The sequence below is a fragment of the Photobacterium sp. R1 genome (assembly GCF_054600795.1).
The window spans coordinates 585,823-604,391 of record NZ_BAAHZP010000002.1 but is presented as its reverse complement, the minus strand read 5'-3'; the positions used below and the strand labels follow the sequence as shown (position 1 = coordinate 604,391).

Here is an 18,569-nt window from a genome sequence, read left to right as displayed (position 1 = left end):
GTTTTGTCATTGAACACCTCATTTACGGTGGAGACTTTACCACCTAATTTGGTGTCCGGGATCATTAAACCACTACATATGTTAAAGCTATTGTAGTAGTGTGGGTATTTTGTTCTATGGATCGCAAAAAATATAATAATTCAATGTATTTCATATGTTTTGTGAATTTCAACCGCAAAAATAATTGAGACATCATGCATGTTATGCAACTATGTGCTTGTTCAATATGCGACATTGAATGTGATTATGATTTATTAAAAGTGAAGATATCATATAAATATAAAGTAAATTCAATCAGGTATATTGTTAGTTGAAATTATATATTTGTATTCACTTTAGAATAATCATTGATTTTTATCATGCTATATAAAGGAAATAATATGTTTGATAATGTTGTAAAAATTCTGCGTCAAAAAAAATCGAAAAAACAAGATTTTAAAGTACTAAATGAAAAGGAAATTGAAGTGATTGTTGGTGGATACAATCGCAAAGATCATAGTCGCGGTGCAGGTAGAGATAAACCAGGTTTATAATAAATAAAAATCATAGGCACTATACCATAGTGCCTATTTTATGTTTTATATCTTAATGTAGAATGGATCATGAATACGGAAGTTACAACTCAAATATTTGATAAGATTCAAATTATAGTGAAGGTTTCAGAAAGGTGTAACCTAAATTGTAGTTATTGCTATTATTTCAATGGATCTGACCAAAGCTATAGGCAAAGGCCTGCCATTTTCAAAAAAGATGTCGTAGAAAAATTAATCTCCGATCTATCAAATATGATGATGTCTGGAGTAAAAATAAATAATCTAGATATTGTATTTCATGGAGGAGAGCCTCTTCTCTTAAAAAGAAAGTATCTTAAAGAGATTTTGGAAAACTTCCGTTCTAAATTTGAAAACAAGACAAACTTGACTTTTGGTGTTCAAACCAATGGAACACTTGTTGATCAATCGTTTATTGATCTTGTTAATGAATATTCTATTGGTGTAGGTGTTTCTATCGATGGCAACAAGTTTATTCATGATAAATTTCGAGTTTATAAATCGGGTCGTGGGAGCTTTGACGATGTTGTCCGAGGAATAAAGATGCTTCAGGAGGGGATTGATCTGAATAAAGCTCCAGCTGTTGGTGTAATTTCAGTAGTTTCAAATAAGGAAGATCTCCTCAGTACTTATAGCTATCTTGTTGATGAGATGGATATCGAACGTATAAGCTTTTTATATCCAGATGCAACACATGATGAGTGGACATCTGATACATTTTTTGATGTAAATAATCTTGGTGAAGCTCTTTTAGGTTGTGTAGAAAAGTGGTCAGAAAAACCTGAAATTGCGTTCAAGAATATTAATGATTATCTTGATGCTTTAAGAAACTATGATTACATTGAAGATGAAAAAACGATGACAATTGAATTGAATTCGATTTCTAAAAGTCAATTCACACCATTTAGAATGGTTATTGTAAGAAGTGATGGTGGGCTTTATCATTATGATAGATTCCTACCGGCTGAAGCAGATAAACTTCTAGCTGCTAGTGATGAAAGCAATATTAGAAATATTTATTTTCTAGACTATTTAAACTCTAATACATTTGTGGAGATAGATAGAATATATAAAAATAAACATGAAAAATGTGATGCTTGCCTTTACAAAACAATTTGTGGAGGGGGAGATCTACAACACAGATACTCAATAAAAAATGGTTTTAATAATCCCAGTATATATTGCAATGATATAAAGTATCTTTTTGATAAAACTAATGAGAAACTAATAGCATCAGGATACCCGGAAAATGAAATCAAAGAGAAACTTGGAAATAGATTTTTAATTTGAGTAATACGTAGTCAGAAGATTTCTTAAATAATTTGAGGTTATCATTATAGTGGGATAAGAATTTTCTGGTTCTTATTTCTACAGAGGGTATCATCTTGATTGAATTTTATCGATGCCAGATGGAATGAATTTCATTGGGGACAGTAATTATCGTTATACATATGTAGTAAATCATAAATGATCGCTATTGATTTGATGAGATAAAATCATTCTTTGACATAGGAAGCATTAAAAATTATTAAATCTTTTCTCAAACATGGTTTTGATTTTCAATTGTCTTATTATGATGTTGTAATCGTTCAGACGTTATTATTAGACATTGATGGTTATTTTTCTACTTTGATGGTTTTTACTGAGTAAGTTAGGCAAGGGGGTATTTTTTCGAATAATTGGAAAAATATTGTAAATTTTATCTTATTCACTTTTGAGTGGAAAATTAGAAATTTAAACAGGATTAAACATGACAGAGAAATCTTTCGAAGTATTGAATGTATGAAAAAATAACGAGATTTTTACGGCGTTTCGCTCTAATGGTTTTGCCATCGTGTCAATTAAAACTGATAATGTAAAGCAAGTAAATCATGGGATTAGATAATAAACAAGAGAGTCTTTTCAGGCCTGAAGTTTTTGAGAACGAACAGTATCGGCTATGTGGTACTATTAATTTAGCAAATTCACATAAAACAAGATATATATTTGTAGTCGTTTTAATTTTATTTATTTCGATTTTGTTTTATGTTCTATCGTTTGACTATTCTAGAAAAACAGTTGTCCATGGTATGATAGAAAGTAGCTCGGGGATTATAAGAGTTGAGCCAAGGTATAATGGGGTTGTTAATAAGATCTACATTAGAGAAGGTGACTTGGTTAATAATGGTGATAACCTTTTCTCTATCGTATCTGAAGACTATTATGATGATACCTCTTACCTAAGTTTATTATTATTCGAACTGAAACTTCAGGAGGGGAATTTAAAAAATGAAATTAAGCGTAATCAAGAGCTTCTTTTGAACTTTAAGAAGCTAATAAAAGTGAAATTGGAAGCAGCACGAACGGAAAAATTATATTTTGAATCTCGGATTACCCAACTGAATGAACAGTTAATAAATAAAGAGGAAATTATAAATTCATCATATGAATTGCTGCAGGATGGTTTAGAAAACTCTCTTGATCATTATATATTAATTGATGAATTAATAGAGTTGAAACTGAGGATAGAGGAAAGCAATTTTGCATTGCGATCATGGCAGTCAAAAATAAGCAATATTGAAATAGAATCATCTGATTATGAGATTAAAAATAGAAAAAATGAAAATATTATTCTCAATCAATTGTCGGATGTTAAAAAGGAAATATTAAAATTAAAAAATAGTGGTGAAAAAATCATAAAGGCAACTAAAAAAGGGCTGGTGAGTTCGGTCAATATCAATGTTGGAGATTATATTGATGAAGCCAGTTCTCTGGCAATGATTATACCCTATGGTTCTAAACTGATTGCAGAGTTAGAAATTAATACCCAATCGTCGGCTTTTATTGAAAACGGAGACACAGTTCAACTTCAAATTGATGCTTTTCCATATCAAACATTCGGTTTTATCTATGGTAAAATATACTATGTAAGTGATGCCGTTCATTTTAAGAAACTGGAAAGTTCATCTGAACCTTATTACATTAGTAGAGTTATGATCGATAAACCATATTTAGTAATAAATTCTCAAAAAGTATACCTGAAAAGAGGTATGAAGGTTAAGGCAGATATTATTCATGAGAAAAAGACTGTTTTTAAGTGGATTATTGATAACTTTAGCTCAATTAGATTTGATAAAAACTAAAGTCCATCGTCCTGATGGGTGGGGAAATCAGTTCCTGGATCAGTTCCTGGATCAGGTCTGGAGTATATACCATCTTTGATTTTTTCGTTATTTCTACAACAGAGGAATGAACAGCAACAAGAGCAGATATGAGAAATAATCATACGTTTTCTGGCTTTACCAATATAATATTTGGGTTTCCAAAAAAATGCTCTCACGCACTAACTGGAACATTTTCAAGTGAAGTACGTAATCGCATTTATAGATGTTTTGGTAGTTTTAGCTGTCAAAGAGTCAAGCTGAATAAATTTTGTTTATTTATTGAAAAATACTACTCAATTGCTATTTGATTTGTTAGGAACGGTTAAAGGCCGTGCGGGTATGAGGGTTTTAAGAAATTTAAAAATGTTTGAAAAAGACTTACTGAGTAATCATTTTTAGTAAAGGCTATAGTGTTGATATAGCTGGAGTTAGCTAGGAAATCATTTGGGCATACGTGAAATATCTGGAACAGGTTGAGAACCAGTAAGAAAGAACTCAATTTCTTTGGGTTTATCTTTGAGTAAATTTGTTTTTTTAGCGAGCAAACCATTGTCCCGTTTCAAGGGGAAAGCAAAACCACTTTTTGAGATGGTGGGTCTTGATCATCAATATTTTAAGGGATTTACACCTATATGGGAATAAATTTATCAATACACAGGAAACTTCCAATAATTCAGCAGTCTGAGGTTGCAGAATGCGGTCTGGCTTGTATTGCGATGATTTCATCTTATTATGGGAATCGAATGGATTTGTCCTATCTTCGTTCACATTATGCAACAAAATTTAATGGGATGAATGTACAGCAGTTGCTTGATATAACGGAGAAAATTGGTTTTTCATCGAGAGCTATACGATGTGAAACTGATCAAATTGAAGCGGTTGAGCTACCATGTATAGCTCATTGGAACATGAATCATTTCATTGTTATAAAAAAAATTGGAGTAAATAAAGTTAAGATTCATGATCCAGCTTTAGGAATAAAAACAATCTCTCGAGATGAGTTTAGTCGGTGTTTTACTGGTATAGTTGTAGAGTTGATACCGACAATTAATTTCAAAAAAAATGATTATAGAGATAAAATTAAGCTAAGTCAACTTTGGGCAAGTATTAAAGGTGCAAGAACAAGTTTTTTTTATTTAATAAGTCTTTCATTTATTATTCAAATCTGCATTCTTGCATTCCCTTATTATTCTCAATTCGTGATAGATGAAGTAATTACATCAAATGATAAAGGTATGTTGAAAACTGTTGCTTTTGGATTCGGGATACTACTTTTGTTTCAAGTTTCAGTATCCGTATTTAGAAGCTTATTGATTGTAAGGGTTTCATCATTGTTAAACTTACAATTAGCCATTAACGTTTTTAGTCATTTGTTAAAATTACCGATTAATTTTTTTGAAACAAGGCATACTGGAGATTTGGTATCAAGGTTCAACTCTTTAACATCCATAAAAGAAATTCTATCACAGCGAATTGTAGAAGTTATTGTCGATGGATGTATGGCTTTGTGCACTGTTGTTTTAATGTTTTTATATAGTCCTTTTTTAGTACTGCTAGAAGTTTCAGTCATTTCCATTTTTGTATTCTCAAGATTAGTAACAATATCCTATTTAAAGCAAAGGCTTAATGATATTATTGAATCAGAGGCTTCTGAACAAACATTTTTTATCGAAACCATACGAAATATTTCAGCTATTAAGCTTTTATCCTCCATTTCTAAAACTAAAAATAAATGGCAAAACCTCTACACCGACGTTATAAACTCTGAGATATATCGTTCTAGAATTGAAATTTTCATGAAAAGCTCTCAAGATTTAATTCTTGGCTTTGAAACTATATTGGTTATGTACATAGGAGCTGGATTAATTTCAGATGCCGAAATAACTTTAGGTATGTTTTTTGCTTTTATTAGTTATAAGTTGATGTTTACAAATTCTATGGTTAAAGCTTTTGACTCGATATTGGAAATTAGGATGATGAGTGTGCATCTTAAAAGAGTTTCTGATATCACTAATCAAGGTCATGAATTATATAGACATGGTGTTTTGCCATATGAGCCATGTAGTGGTTCTCTTGTTCTTGAAAATGTTTCCTTTCGTTACGGTAAAGACGAGCCTTATCTTTTCGAAGGTATTTCATTGTGTGTAAAATCGGGTGAATCTATGGTAATAACAGGAGAGTCGGGGGGAGGGAAGTCAACTTTACTTAAAATTATGTCAGGTATCTTACAGCCAACGGAAGGTCGAATTTTAGTTGATGGGCGTGATATTAATAAAATTGGTCTTGATAATTATCAGAATGATATAGCTGCGGTAATGCAAAATGACTCACTTCTATCTGGTACAATCATTGAAAATATTACCTTTTTTGACTCAGAACCAGACTATGAACATGTTATAAATTGTGCAAAGGTAGCCAATATACACGACCATATATCTTCCTTACCTATGGGGTATTACAGTGTCGTCGGTGATCTTGGAAGTAACTTATCAGGCGGTCAATCTCAAAGAATTCTACTCGCGAGAGCTTTATATCGGAGACCAAAAATACTTTTTTTAGATGAAGCTACAAGCGCTCTGGACATAGATTGTGAAAAATCTGTGTGTGCTGAGCTATCTAAGCTTGATATGACACGCATCATGATAGCTCATCGAGAGGAATCAATAAAAATGTCACATAAGAAATTAGAGTTGAGTTAATTGTTTTACTTCAACCAGACCTGACACTTCACTCAGAATGAGTGACTCATTTTGATTAAAGATACTAAATCTGAAATCAAATAAACTAAGAGGTAATTTTCATACATCATAGCAGAACTCAGAGATTTTTGCGTAAAGTTGGCATCCTAAATTCAGCAGAAACACTCGTAAAATCACAGCTGGTTAAAATGGATGGTATTGAACTAATTAGTCAAAATTGTAGAATATTAACTTCAAGAATCGTGCAGCTTAGAGTCAGTGTGTTCAATATTTTGTGTCTTTCCTACAGGAGCGACACATGATCGCTGAAATCATGAAGTAATACACATGTCATACACGCTTCAGACATGTGTTGGTCTTGTGGTTGATTCGATTTTCATTGATTCGACGGCGGATAAATCCGCCGTCTGGGATTGTTCTGTGTTAGTCCAGAATAATATGCGGGATAAACATCGATGTATCTTTGGTGATATAACCTACATCTTCACGAATCGTCAGGCCTGCCGGTTCATCATTAATCAGCCAGCTGCCAATCAGCATATGGTGATTCCCAAAACGCGGGAGTTGCGTGTATTGCTGAACGATGTAGCCTTCTTCCCCATAGGGGCCGGGCTCGTGTTGCAGCAGTTCACCACCGCGATGCACACTGATATTTGAGCCTTCCCGGCTGAAAATCGGTTTCTTCACGAAATCAGTCAGGCTGGCAGCCTTCGGATCATCGGAAAAGTAGGATGCCAGCAGGTTCGGATGATTCGGGAACATTTCCCATAACAGCGGCAGAATGGCTTTATTCGAACTGACGCTCTTCCACATGGGCTCCAGCCAGTTCACATTGGCCGTTTTCAGATATGCGGCATATTCTTCCCGGAACATAAACTCCCAAGGATACAGTTTAAACATCCAGCGAATGGGCGTATCGTCCAGATCGGTAAATTCGCCGTCTTCATTCACGCCGATATCTTCCACGTAAACAAACGAAATCTTCAAACCGGCTTCTTTGGCACAGTCTTCCAGATACTGAACGGTATCTCTGTCTTCAATGCTGTCGCGGCAACAGGCAAAATGCAGTGTTTGTCCCGGCTGATAGGTGCCTAAGGTAGCCATCCGCTGAATCATCAGTTCCTGAATCAGGTTAAACTGATCGGCACGTCTTGGTAGTTTGCCGGCATTAACCTGATCTTCCAGCCACAGCCATTGCCAGAAGCTGGCTTCATACAGGGACGTCGGCGTATCACTGTTAAATTCAAGTAATTTTGCCGGTTGTTTGCCATCGTAGGAAAAATCCAGTCGCCCGTACAAGCTGGGCGCTTTTTGTTTCCAGGAACTGACGATGAGATCCCACATGTTTTCCGGGATCTGGAATTTTCTCAGCAGCGCTTCGTCTTTCAGGACCTGGTCGACAGCCTCCAGGCTCATTTCATGCAGTTCAGCAGTTGGTGCTTCCAGTTCTTCTTCAATCTGTTTGAGACTGAACTGGTAGTAACGGTCTTCCATCCAGTACGGCTCACCGTCCAGCGTATGAAAGCGAAATCCAAATTCGTCGGCGAGGTTTTTCCAGTTGGGGCGGGGAGTAATGGGTACCTGAATCATGCTACTGCTCGAATATGAAAAACAGAGCGACATTATTGTGCGGCTCTTCGCAGAAAGCAAAGTCTGCTCGTGTCTGTCAAGACTGACTTAGATCCTGATCGCATTCCATTGAACGCTTTATACATTACATATACAATCCGTATATCAATCATATAATATCGAGTCAAATCATGGGAATCGTGAAAATCTCGGATGAACTGCACGAGGAAATCCGGAAAGCCAGTCAGATGATGTCACGCTCAATCAATGCCCAGGCTGAGTTTTGGATCAAAATGGGTCTGCTGGCGGAAATGAATCCTGACCTGACCTATAACGAGCTGATTCGGAAGTTGCTCCTCAGCGACGCGGAATCAGTCCGGGAATTAATGCATGAACAAAATTAATCTGAAAACGGCCGAAGAAATTGAACTGATGCGGGAATCCGGCCGGCTGCTGGCTTCGGTCTTCAAGATGCTGGATGACTATATTGCAGCGGGCGTCTCGACGATGGCGATTAACGATAAGGTCGAGACTTTTATTACGGGCGAGCTGGCTGCCAGACCTGCCAGTAAAGGTCAGTATGATTACCCATATGTGTTGAACACCTCGATTAACGAAGTTGTGTGCCATGGCATGCCGGATGAAAATCGTGTGCTGAAGTCTGGCGACATCATCAATGTGGATATCACGCTGGAGAAAAACGGATTCATTGCTGACTCCAGTAAAATGTATTGCATTGGCGAAGTTGAACCCCGTGCCATGCGCCTGGTGAAATGTACCTATGAGGCCATGTGGCAGGGAATTAAACAGGTGCAGCCCGGCGCGACACTTGGCGACATTGGTTATGCGATTCAAAAGCATGCAGAAAGCCATGGTTATTCTGTTGTTCGTGAGTATTGTGGTCACGGGATTGGTCGAGAAATGCATGAAGACCCGCAGGTACTTCACGTAGGCCATCAAGGACGCGGGCTGCGCTTACAGCCGGGAATGACGTTCACCATTGAACCGATGATCAATGAAGGCACGTTCAAAACCAAAACGAAGAAAGATGGCTGGACGGTGGTTACGAAAGACAAAAAATTGTCGGCGCAATGGGAGCACACGATCCTGGTGACAGACACCGGCTATGAAGTGCTGACGCTCAGAGCGGAAGAACAAAGCATCTGAACAATTGCTTCGACATGGCTACAAAATAATTGACCAGGCAGCCCATCGTTCTATCCGGCTGCTTTTTTTATACCGTCGAAAAACGGATCGTCTTGAAATTTATCCTTAAAGTCAGCATTGTGCTCAGAATTGAGCACAGCATCAGGGAGTACGATGATCATGTCTTTTTCATTCACCACCGAACCGGCGGATGACGATCTGCTTGCGATTCGTGAGGGATTGCGCGCGCATAATCTGCCACATCTTAGTCAGATTGAGCATCAGCCAGTGGCATGTTTTTATCAGGACGAACAAGGCCAGAAATTGGGCGGGATCAGCGGCGCGGTTTGGGGGAACTGGTTGCAGATTGATTTTCTTTGGGTGGACCCAAGCTTGCAACATCTGGGGATTGGCGGCAAATTACTGACGCAGGTTGAGCCGTATGCCAGAGCACAGGGCTGCCACTCTGTTTTGCTGGATACTTTCAGCTTCCAGGCGCGCCCGTTTTACGAGAAACAGGGCTATCACTGCGTGATGACGCTGGAGGATTTTCCGCGTCATTCGAATAAACATTTCATGATGAAATCGCTTGTGGATGAATGACATGGTATCGATTCACACAAAACGCCTGACCATCTGTCCGCTCACGGAATCAGATACAGATTTTATTTTTGAGCTGTATAACACCACTGGCTTTAAACGTTTTGTCGGAGATAAACAGCTGCATTCGGCACAGGATGCACGCCACTATCTGACAAAAAATCTGATGTCGATGTACGAAACGCCCGGGATGGGGCTGTTTCGGATTGCGTTGCAAGGCGATGATATACCGATTGGTATCTGCGGCCTCATCAAGCGAGACAGTCTGGATGATATCGATTTGGGTTACGGCTATTTACCTGCTTTTGAAGGGCAAGGATACGCCTTCGAAGCGGCAGAGGCGATGATGACCCTTGCTCGTAAGGAAATGGCTTTAAGGCGGTTGGTGGCAATCACGGATTCAGCGAATGTCCGTTGCATCAGCCTGCTGACCCGGCTGGGATTCAGTTTTGAGAAAAATCAGGAATCCTTGCCCAATGGCGGGTATCTGGCTTTATACGGTATTGCACTGTGAGAGAAGGAGGACGCGGTGTCTGAACAGATGACAGAGAAAGAAAAGATGATGGCCGGGCTGGAATACAATGCCCGGGACGAAGCATTGGTCAATGATCGCAAGCAAGCCAAAATCATGTGTCACCGCTTTAATCTGGCTGACCCGAGCGATATGGCGGCCCGGATGGCGATTCTGGCTGAGCGGGTTCAGTTTCGTGGTGATGCCCATATGGAGCCGTCTTTCTATTGTGATTACGGCTATAACATTGAGCTCGGGCCGAATTTCTACTCAAACCATAACCTGACGATTCTGGATGTGTGTAAGGTGACGATTGGTGAAAATGCATTCATCGGGCCGAATGTCATGATCTCTGCGGCGACGCATCCGATTGATCCGTTGGAGCGACTGAAAACCGAAGACGGCGCACCGGTGTGGATTGGTGATAATGTCTGGCTGGGCGGGAATGTTTCTGTTCTGCCGGGGATTCGTATCGGCCATAACTGTGTGATTGGCGCGGGGAGTGTCGTGACCAAAGACATTCCGGATAACTGCGTTGCGGCCGGTAATCCCTGCCGGGTGATCCGAACGATCACGCCTTCCGCGAAGGCAGAAGCACTGGCCGACTGACCGGAAAAGAAGCCGCTGAAACAGCGGCTTTTCTTATTGTTTCTCAGGCGTTTTCCAGCACGGTCTCGGTGCGGACTGTGGTTGCGATATGGTTCAAAATCATGTCTGCGGCTTTCTCGGCAATCGCAATCGTCGGTGCGTTGGTATTCCCGCTGATCAGCGTTGGCATGATGGAGGCATCCACCACACGCAGTTTTTCAATGCCGTGGACCCGGAGCTGGTCATCGACGACGGCCATTGGGTCGTGCCCCATTTTGCAAGTCCCGACCGGGTGGTACACGAGGCCAATATGCTGTCTGATTTTCTCAAAAATGGCTTCGTCGGATTCTGCCTCAATCCCTGGCGCCAGCTCATCTGCCCGGTACGTATCAAAAGCAGGCGCAGCCAGAATTTTACGGAGCTGACGGATCCCATTGACGAGCACCTGCTTATCTTCTTGATGGGCAAAGAAATTGAAGTCGATTTCCGGTTCAGCCATCGGGTCGGCAGATGCCAGCCTCACTGTCCCTGTGCTTTTGGGGCGCAAAACACAGACATGGCAGGAATAACCATGCTGAGACATGAGTGACAGATTGCGGCCGCAGTCATCAAACAGCAGCGGCAACATGTGCAGCTGAATATCCGGGCGATCCAGTTCATCACGGGATTTGATAAAACCACCGGCTTCAGAAATCGGGCTCGCCAGCTTTCCTTCTTTTTTCAGCATATATTTCAGAGTATCAGGCACCATGCGTAACACACCGCCGACAGAGGCGGTGATGCCGTCTTTTTTCCTGCTTTTCACCAGCACACAGGCGTCGACGTGTTCCTGCAAGTTGTGACCCACACCCGGCAAATGAAGTTTGCAGTCGATGCCGTGCTCAGCCAGATGTGCCTGATCGCCAATACCTGACAACATCAGTAACTGAGGCGAGTTAATCGCGCCGCCGCTCAGAATAATTTCTTGCCTGACGTGAACTGAATGCGTCTGACCTTTATTCAGAAAGGTAACCGCGACCGCCTGTTTATTCTCGATGGCTATGCTTTGTACCCTGGCTTCGGTGATCACAGTCAGGTTGGGGCGCGCCATTGCTGGTCGCAGATAGCTGCGTGCGGCCCCGCAGCGCTGACCGTCTTTGATCGTGTACTGATAAAACCCAATCCCTTCCTGCTCCGGGCCATTGAAGTCCGGATTATATGGAAAACCAGCTTGCTGACCCGCTTTCACAAACGCATGATTTAGTGGGAACTGCGCCGGAAGGTCACTGACATAGAGCGGTCCCTGGTCACCATGAAGTGCGTCGCTGCCCCGTTCGTTGCATTCTGCTTTTTTAAAATAATGGAGTAAGTCATTGAAACCCCAGCCCTGATTGCCGAGTGACGCCCAGTGATCATAGTCCTCCTTCTGACCGCGGACATACAACATCGCGTTCACTGAGGAACTGCCGCCCAGAACTTTCCCTCTGGGGACAAAAACAGGTTGTCCCTTTCGCAGGGCCGGGTCTGATTTGGCGTTGTAAGCCCAGTTATACTTTTTAGAAAACATAAAACAGGCAAAAGCGCCGGGCGTGCTGACCAAAGGGGTCTTTTCAGAAGGGCCGGCTTCCAGCACCAGAACTGAGTATTGTCCGCTTTCGGATAAACGATTGGCCAGTACACATCCTGCTGAACCTGCGCCAATCACAACATAATCGTAATGAGAATTCATTGTGCCTCCTTGCGAGTATCGTTTGAGAAATTATCAAAAATTTAACAAGCAGAGATATGCCACAGGCGCCAAATGATTATCTTCAGAGACGAATTGATATTTATTTCAGCCTCATGACAAAGAACCAGTGCAAAATCATGATTTTATGCGTAATCGCTTGCGTATGCACCGGATCACATTTCTGGACAGTTATTCAAAATCATCAGTGCAACATCATGCATTGGGCATTAGGATCACTTTGTCTCTTCGTAGATCACGATGTGAAAAAGGATGTCACTGTGCTGAAAGTTATTTCCAGATTCGTAGCCGCGACTTTGTGGTTACTGATCGCTGTTGCTCCTGCTTTACTTGGATTATTACTCGCCGGACCTGTGTGTCTGATATTAGGTGATTTAAATTTACCGATCGTTGCCAGCTTCACCGTGATTGGTTTCGTGGTTGGGGCTGTCTGGGCGGAACGGGTCAGAACCGGTATGGGCCTGTCAGAATTCTGGGGCAGAGTGATGGCAAATCCAGAGTTAGACCGCTATTAATTCATTCCGGGACGGATGATGAAACGTGCTCTGCTTTTCCTGACACTGCTTGGCATTGTGCTGCCTTACGGTGCTTTTTTACCTTGGCTGCTGGAACATGGCCCGGATCTTCCCCTGTTTTTCAATCAAGCGATCGCGAATCCTGTCACCATATTTGCATGGCTGGATGTCCTGATTTCAGCGGTGGCTTTACTGCTGTGGATTGTGGTCGATGGCCAGCAGCATCAGATCCGTCATCGCTGGCTGGCGGTGATTGGAACACTGACGATTGGCGTGTCCTGTGGTTTACCGTTTTACCTGTACCTGAGAGTCAGCCAGCGTCAGTAATGCTTTGAATCGTTGGTTTGCTCTTGTGCTGTCATCGGAATCAATACTGTCTGTGTAAAATTCACAAACCATGGTAAATATAAGCACAAAAACCAAAGCTCCCGGTGATTCCATTTCTTTCTGTGATGCTCAGAAATTCCTGAGTTTGCGCGCAATCCATCGTAAATGAATCTGAGTTTTCCCTTTTCCGGAGAAAGCCATATAGGATAGTGAAGATGAATTGCAGTACTGATGATTGGGTATCAACCGAAAGCAAGGAGTGAAAGCGATGTATGAAATGATCGTTGGGCTGGATGTAACCGATGATGAAGTTTATTCAAACTATCGTCATGCCATGAAACCTATTCTGTCTGCTTATGGCGGGAGTTTTGGTTACGATTTTCAAGTGTCTGAAGTGTTGTTGTCTGAGGTGACTGAACCTATTAACCGCGTGTTTACGATTCGTTTTCCCAATGAGTCCCGTAAAAACGAATTCTTTACCGATCAGGACTATGTGAAGGTAAAAGAGCAATTTTTTTCGAAGTCTGTGCGGCATACAACAATTATCGCCCGCTTTGAATCTGATGCGTTCTGATGATAATGTTTTGAGCATATTCTCTGCTGGTGAGATCTCAGCGATCCCACCAGCTTTTTATTTGAGTCGGTAAAGGGAAAGCATGGGTTCAGAGAAAGTCGTGCTGATTACGGGGGCCAGTCGGGGGATTGGCGCAGAATCAGCGAAATTATTTGCCCGGCAAGGATATGCTGTTTGTATTAATTATATTGCCAATGCAGAAGCAGCAGAAAAAGTCAGACAAGCCATTCTTGAAGAAGGCGGCATATGTATCATGGTACAGGCTGATGTTTCAAAAGCTGATGAGGTCAACCGGTTATTTGAAACGGTTGACCGGGAACTGGGGCGTCTGACGGTTCTGGTGAACAATGTGGGTATTTTACAGACTCAGTCGCGCGTTGAGGATATTTCAGAAGAACGCTTTTTGAATGTATTACAGACCAATGTGATGAGTTGTTTCCTGTGTTCAAAAGAAGCAATGAAACGGATGTCGACGAAGCATGGCGGCTCCGGCGGCAGTATTGTGAATGTGTCTTCAGGTGCATCGAAAAGCGGCTCACCGAATGAATATGTTGACTATGCAGCATCGAAAGGGGCGATGGATAGCTTTACCCGGGGACTGGCCTTGGAAGTCGCGCAGGAAGGCATCCGGGTGAATGCTGTCAGACCTGGTCTGATTTATACCGACATTCACGAGTCTGGTGGCGAGGCCGAGCGGGTTGAGCGTCTGAAATCAGTGATTCCTTTGCGCCGCGGTGGTCAGGCAGTCGAGGTTGCTGAAGCCATTTACTGGCTGGCATCAGAGAAGGCTTCATTTGTGACGGGCAGTTTTATTGACCCCTCTGGCGGGCTCTGACGGCTCAGATTCAAGCTGTGAAAAAATGTGAATCAGATGGCAAGTGGCAAAGCGGGCAAATGTTGATTATATAAAGTAGGGCAGATGATGCGATCTCACAGCATCAGGAGGTCTGACATGCAAAGTAAGAATATTCGAAACTCGTCAGCGTTATTTTTTGCCCTGATTTTAATGTTTGCAACGCCATTGCTTTGGGCGCAAGAAGAAGCGCAACCGGCAAAGCCATCACTCTATGAACGTCTGGGAGGGCTGACTGCAATTTCGGTCGTGGTCAATGATCTGATCGATCAGTTAGTGATTGATGAAACATTGAATGCGAATCCGGCAATCGATGCATCCCGGAAACGGGTCCCGCCGCCTTATCTGAAATATCAGGTGACATCGATGGTTTGCCAGGTGACAGGCGGCCCGTGTACTTATACCGGTCGCGGGATGAAAGAGGCCCACGCTCACCTGAATGTGACGGAAAAAGAATGGAATCGTATGGAAACGATTTTCAAAGAACTGATGGTTAAATATGAAGTCCCGGCACAGGAACAGAAAGAACTGCTGGAGATTGTCGCTTCAACAAAGGCCGACATAGTGACCAAATAATTGCAAGAACCCAGCTCAGGCTGGGTTCTTTTTTTGATGCGTATTTTTTGAACGTTCAGTCGCTTACGCTACTTTTGCCTCAAAATGCTTCCCGAGCAGAGCGTGATAGAAGTCCTGATCGGACAGGATCCCAACCAGTTTGTTTTTGCCGCCCTTTTTGTCTTCGGTGAGTAACACGGGCTGACCGGTCCGATAGCGGATTTCCAAGGCGTCACGCATGGAAATGTCCGGACTGGCGGTCACAATCTGTTCCTGCGTCAGCCTCTCCAGATCATCCCCCTGTCGCCAGCTCTGCAGTGCTAAATCCTGCTCCTGGCGGCTAGCTGCCAGAATTTCACCGGCTTCATTGGTATTCAGACGAGTGCCTTCATGGCGGTTCAGGATCAGCATGTCTTCCAGGCTTTCCAGTTCGCTGGTTGGCGTCATCAGTGACCGGCCGCGCAGCACATTCAGCGGATTGGTGTGGGCTACGAAGTCTTTCACATATTGAGTGTTTGGCTTCAGGACAATCTCTTCCGGCTTGCCATGCTGAATCAGTTTGCCGGACTCCATAATGGCAATGTTGTTACCAATCTTCAGGGCTTCATCCAGATCGTGGCTGACGAAGACAATGGTCTTGTTCAGTTTACGCTGAAGTACCAGTAACTCATCCTGAAGCTGGCTGCGGATCAGCGGATCCAGTGCTGAAAACGGTTCATCCATCAGCAAGATGTCGCTGTCCATGGTAAAGGCACGGGCCAGACCGACACGCTGCTGCATCCCGCCGGACAGTTCGTGCGGGAACTTGTCTTTCCATTCAGCCAGACCGACCATGTCCAGTTTTTCCATCGCACGGCGACGACGTTCAGTCTTGCTGATGTTCTGCATTTCCAGACCAAAAGCTGCATTATCCAGTACGGTCAGCCAGGGCATGAGGGCGAATTTCTGGAAAACCATGGAAATTCGCTCGGTTCGCATGTGACGCAGCGTGTTCGCATCGCAACTGGCCAGGTCGACCATGTTGTCGCCGTCCTGCACTTCCAGTGTGCCGCGTGAAACGGTATTCAGGCCGTTAATGGCACGCAGCAGGCTGGACTTCCCGGAGCCGGACAAGCCCATCAGCACACAGATTTCGCCTTCTTCAATATTCAGGCTGACGTTATCGACTCCGACCACATCGCCTGTTTCATCGATAATTTCCTGACGGCTCTTACCCTGATCCAGCAGTGCCAGTGACTGACCGGTATTTTTACCGAAGATGACGTCTAAGTTTTCAATTCGAATGGCAGTCATGTTCAGCCCTCCTGATTTTTGCTGGCCGGGGTTTTACACAAGCGGTCAAGGATGATGGCAACCAGAACAATCGCCAGTCCCGCTTCAAAGCCCTGAGAAATGTTGACCGTGTTCAGGGCGCGGATGACCGGTTTACCCAGACCGTCGGCACCAACCAGAGCCGCAATCACCACCATGGACAGTGACAGCATGATGCACTGAGTAATCCCCGCCATGATGTTTGGCATTGCCGCCGGCAGTTCTACTTTGAACAGCAGCTTGGAACGTGTTGCACCGAAGGCCTGACCTGCTTCCAGCAGTTCTTCCGGTACACGGCTGATCCCCAGATAGGTCAGTCGAATCGGAGCAGCAATGGCAAAAATAATGGTGGAAATGAGTCCCGGTACAACCCCCAGACCGAACAGCACCAGAGTCGGAATCAGGTACACAAAGGTCGGAATGGTCTGCATTAAGTCCAGAATCGGACGCATCAGGGTATACAGCCACGGGCGATGTGCCGCCATGATGCCAATCGGCACGCCGACCAGCACGGAGATCGAGGTTGCGGTCAGAACCAGAACGAAGGTCTCCAGCATTTCCTGCCAGTAACCCAGATTCAGGATCAGCAGCAGCGCTGCGACAACAAAGGCAACTAGCGAAAAACTGCGATGCAGGGCCCAGGCCAGGGCTGCGGTCATCAGGATGGGGACCGCAGGCGGCATCCACTTGAAGACATCGACCAGCATCATGATCAGAGATTCCAGGCTGTAGGAAATGGCGTCGAAGAAACCGGCCGCATTGAAAGTCAGCCAGTCGACCAGGTTTGCCATCCATTCACCCAGTGGGATCTTATGATCGGTAATAAAATTCACAATAACTCCTTAAAAGGGGTACAACAAAAGCAGTCGCAGGCACCGGCATTCAGGCGCCTGCGGGAAAATCAGATATTCAGATACTTCTTCACGGCATCAGTCCCGTTGCTGCCGTCAACGGACTTCACGTTTTTCAGCCATTGATCCAGAACTTCCGGATGTTCTTGCAGCCAGGCTTTTGCCGCCGCAGCCGGTTTCATCTGGTCATCGAGGATGTCACCCATCAGTTCGTTTTCCATGTCCAGGCTGAACTGAAGGTTTTTCAGCAATTGGCCCACGTTCGGGCAGGTTTGCATGTAGTCTTTGCGAACATTGGTGTAAACACTGGCGCCGCCGTAGTTCGGACCGAAGAAATCGTCGCCGCCATCCAGATATTTCAGGTCGAAATTGTTGTTCATCGGGTGCGGTGCCCAGCCCAGGAAAACGACCCATTGTTTGCGGTTCACGGCGCGTTTTACCTGAGACACCATGCCCGCTTCACTGGATTCCACCAGACGGAAGTCTTTCAGTTCGAAAGCATTTTTGTCGATCATGTCCTGAATCAGGCGGTTGCCGTCGTTGCCCGGCTCGATCCCGTAGATGCGGCCCCGGAATTTGTCCTCGAACTTCGCCAGATCGGCAAAGCTGTGCACACCGGCATCGTAGACATATTTGGGGACGGCCAGCGTGTATTTGGCGCCTTCCAGATTGGCCCGGATCGTTTCGACAGTGCCGTTGTCACGGTATTTGGCGATATCGCCTTCCATGGTTGGCATCCAGTTCCCCAGGAAGACATCAATGTCGCCGTTTGCCATCGAGGAGTAGGTCACCGGTACAGACAGCAGCTGTGTTTTGGTTTGATAGCCCAGACCTTTCAGGACTTCGCTGGTCACGGCTGTGGTTGCGGTGATGTCGGTCCAGCCAACATCGGAGAAGCGGACGGTGTCGCACTGAGCGGCTATAGCCGGTGTACCCGCGGTGAGTACCGTGGCAAGTGCCGTAAATTTGATGGTTTTGTTGAGTGTCGTCATGACTTGTCCTTGATCCATGTTCGTTGATGTCGCCTCGTGTCTGAATGAGGCATGAGTG

General features: G+C 43.6%; 19 protein-coding genes. 14 read left to right on the top strand and 5 right to left on the bottom strand.

Annotated elements, in window-relative coordinates:
- The first annotated feature begins 380 nt into the window (after positions 1-380).
- From ACYP03_RS05765 to ACYP03_RS05750, 4 genes are all read left to right on the top strand, one after another.
- A complete protein-coding gene (locus ACYP03_RS05765; RefSeq protein ID WP_459778807.1) occupies positions 381-533 on the top strand; it encodes a hypothetical protein in 153 nt (50 codons plus the stop codon).
- Between the two features lie 69 nt (positions 534-602).
- Positions 603-1,841: a radical SAM protein gene (locus ACYP03_RS05760; RefSeq protein WP_459778806.1), complete on the top strand. Its 1,239-nt coding sequence runs from the start codon at positions 603-605 to the stop codon at positions 1,839-1,841.
- A gap of 581 nt (positions 1,842-2,422) precedes the next feature.
- Entirely contained in the window at positions 2,423-3,673 is a 1,251-nt protein-coding gene (locus tag ACYP03_RS05755) for an HlyD family secretion protein (protein WP_459778804.1), read from the top strand.
- A 653-nt stretch (positions 3,674-4,326) separates the two neighbouring features.
- Complete coding sequence (locus tag ACYP03_RS05750) at positions 4,327-6,393, top strand: peptidase domain-containing ABC transporter (RefSeq protein WP_459778802.1); 2,067 nt, start codon at positions 4,327-4,329, stop codon at positions 6,391-6,393.
- 423 nt (positions 6,394-6,816) lie between these two features.
- On the opposite strand, the gene ACYP03_RS05745 is transcribed toward ACYP03_RS05750, so the two are convergent.
- Positions 6,817-7,983 (bottom strand): glutathionylspermidine synthase family protein, encoded by a 1,167-nt coding sequence (locus ACYP03_RS05745; protein ID WP_459778801.1) that lies wholly within the window; start codon positions 7,981-7,983, stop codon positions 6,817-6,819.
- A gap of 170 nt (positions 7,984-8,153) precedes the next feature.
- Between ACYP03_RS05745 and ACYP03_RS05740 the strand changes: the two genes are divergently transcribed.
- The 5 genes from ACYP03_RS05740 to ACYP03_RS05720 all read left to right on the top strand — a co-directional run bounded on the left by ACYP03_RS05740 (position 8,154) and on the right by ACYP03_RS05720 (position 10,828).
- Positions 8,154-8,366 carry a ParD-like family protein gene (locus ACYP03_RS05740; RefSeq protein WP_248142817.1) on the top strand — a complete coding sequence of 71 codons (213 nt, stop codon included), beginning with the start codon at positions 8,154-8,156 and terminating at the stop codon, positions 8,364-8,366.
- Positions 8,353-9,129 carry a type I methionyl aminopeptidase gene (map, locus tag ACYP03_RS05735; protein ID WP_248142816.1) on the top strand — a complete coding sequence of 259 codons (777 nt, stop codon included), beginning with the start codon at positions 8,353-8,355 and terminating at the stop codon, positions 9,127-9,129. The genes ACYP03_RS05740 and map overlap by 14 nt, the downstream gene beginning before the upstream one ends.
- Positions 9,130-9,288: 159 nt before the next feature.
- Entirely contained in the window at positions 9,289-9,711 is a 423-nt protein-coding gene (locus ACYP03_RS05730) for a GNAT family N-acetyltransferase (protein ID WP_459778800.1), read from the top strand.
- A 1-nt stretch (position 9,712) separates the two neighbouring features.
- Entirely contained in the window at positions 9,713-10,222 is a 510-nt protein-coding gene (locus ACYP03_RS05725; RefSeq protein ID WP_459778799.1) for a GNAT family N-acetyltransferase, read from the top strand.
- A gap of 27 nt (positions 10,223-10,249) precedes the next feature.
- On the top strand, positions 10,250-10,828 hold the full coding sequence (locus ACYP03_RS05720; RefSeq protein WP_459778828.1) for a sugar O-acetyltransferase: 579 nt from the start codon (positions 10,250-10,252) through the stop codon (positions 10,826-10,828).
- Positions 10,829-10,871: 43 nt separating this feature from the next.
- On the opposite strand, the gene ACYP03_RS05715 is transcribed toward ACYP03_RS05720, so the two are convergent.
- Complete coding sequence (locus ACYP03_RS05715; protein ID WP_459778798.1) at positions 10,872-12,515, bottom strand: GMC family oxidoreductase; 1,644 nt, start codon at positions 12,513-12,515, stop codon at positions 10,872-10,874.
- Between the two features lie 278 nt (positions 12,516-12,793).
- On the opposite strand from ACYP03_RS05715, the gene ACYP03_RS05710 reads away from it, so the two are divergent.
- The 5 genes from ACYP03_RS05710 (at position 12,794) to ACYP03_RS05690 (ending at position 15,378) form a co-directional block, all read left to right on the top strand.
- Positions 12,794-13,048, top strand: a complete 255-nt coding sequence (locus ACYP03_RS05710) for a hypothetical protein (RefSeq protein ID WP_248142812.1) — start codon at positions 12,794-12,796, stop codon at positions 13,046-13,048.
- Between the two features lie 18 nt (positions 13,049-13,066).
- Positions 13,067-13,375: a DUF2834 domain-containing protein gene (locus ACYP03_RS05705; RefSeq protein WP_459778797.1), complete on the top strand. Its 309-nt coding sequence runs from the start codon at positions 13,067-13,069 to the stop codon at positions 13,373-13,375.
- Between the two features lie 268 nt (positions 13,376-13,643).
- Positions 13,644-13,949, top strand: coding sequence for a DUF1330 domain-containing protein (locus ACYP03_RS05700; RefSeq protein WP_459778796.1), 306 nt, complete (start codon positions 13,644-13,646; stop codon positions 13,947-13,949).
- An 82-nt stretch (positions 13,950-14,031) separates the two neighbouring features.
- Positions 14,032-14,784, top strand: coding sequence for an SDR family oxidoreductase (locus ACYP03_RS05695; RefSeq protein WP_459778795.1), 753 nt, complete (start codon positions 14,032-14,034; stop codon positions 14,782-14,784).
- Positions 14,785-14,901: 117 nt separating this feature from the next.
- Positions 14,902-15,378, top strand: coding sequence for a group I truncated hemoglobin (locus ACYP03_RS05690; RefSeq protein WP_248142809.1), 477 nt, complete (start codon positions 14,902-14,904; stop codon positions 15,376-15,378).
- A 63-nt stretch (positions 15,379-15,441) separates the two neighbouring features.
- Here ACYP03_RS05690 and choV read toward each other — a convergent pair whose 3' ends face one another.
- The 3 genes from choV to ACYP03_RS05675 form a co-directional block, all read right to left on the bottom strand.
- Positions 15,442-16,650, bottom strand: a complete 1,209-nt coding sequence (gene choV, locus ACYP03_RS05685) for a choline ABC transporter ATP-binding protein (RefSeq protein WP_459778794.1) — start codon at positions 16,648-16,650, stop codon at positions 15,442-15,444.
- Between the two features lie 2 nt (positions 16,651-16,652).
- Positions 16,653-17,501: a choline ABC transporter permease subunit gene (gene choW / locus ACYP03_RS05680; RefSeq protein WP_036747973.1), complete on the bottom strand. Its 849-nt coding sequence runs from the start codon at positions 17,499-17,501 to the stop codon at positions 16,653-16,655.
- A gap of 68 nt (positions 17,502-17,569) precedes the next feature.
- The gene (locus ACYP03_RS05675; RefSeq protein ID WP_459778792.1) at positions 17,570-18,511 is read right to left on the bottom strand and encodes a choline ABC transporter substrate-binding protein; all 942 of its coding nucleotides are present in this window, start codon (positions 18,509-18,511) and stop codon (positions 17,570-17,572) included.
- Positions 18,512-18,569: the final 58 nt, after the last annotated feature.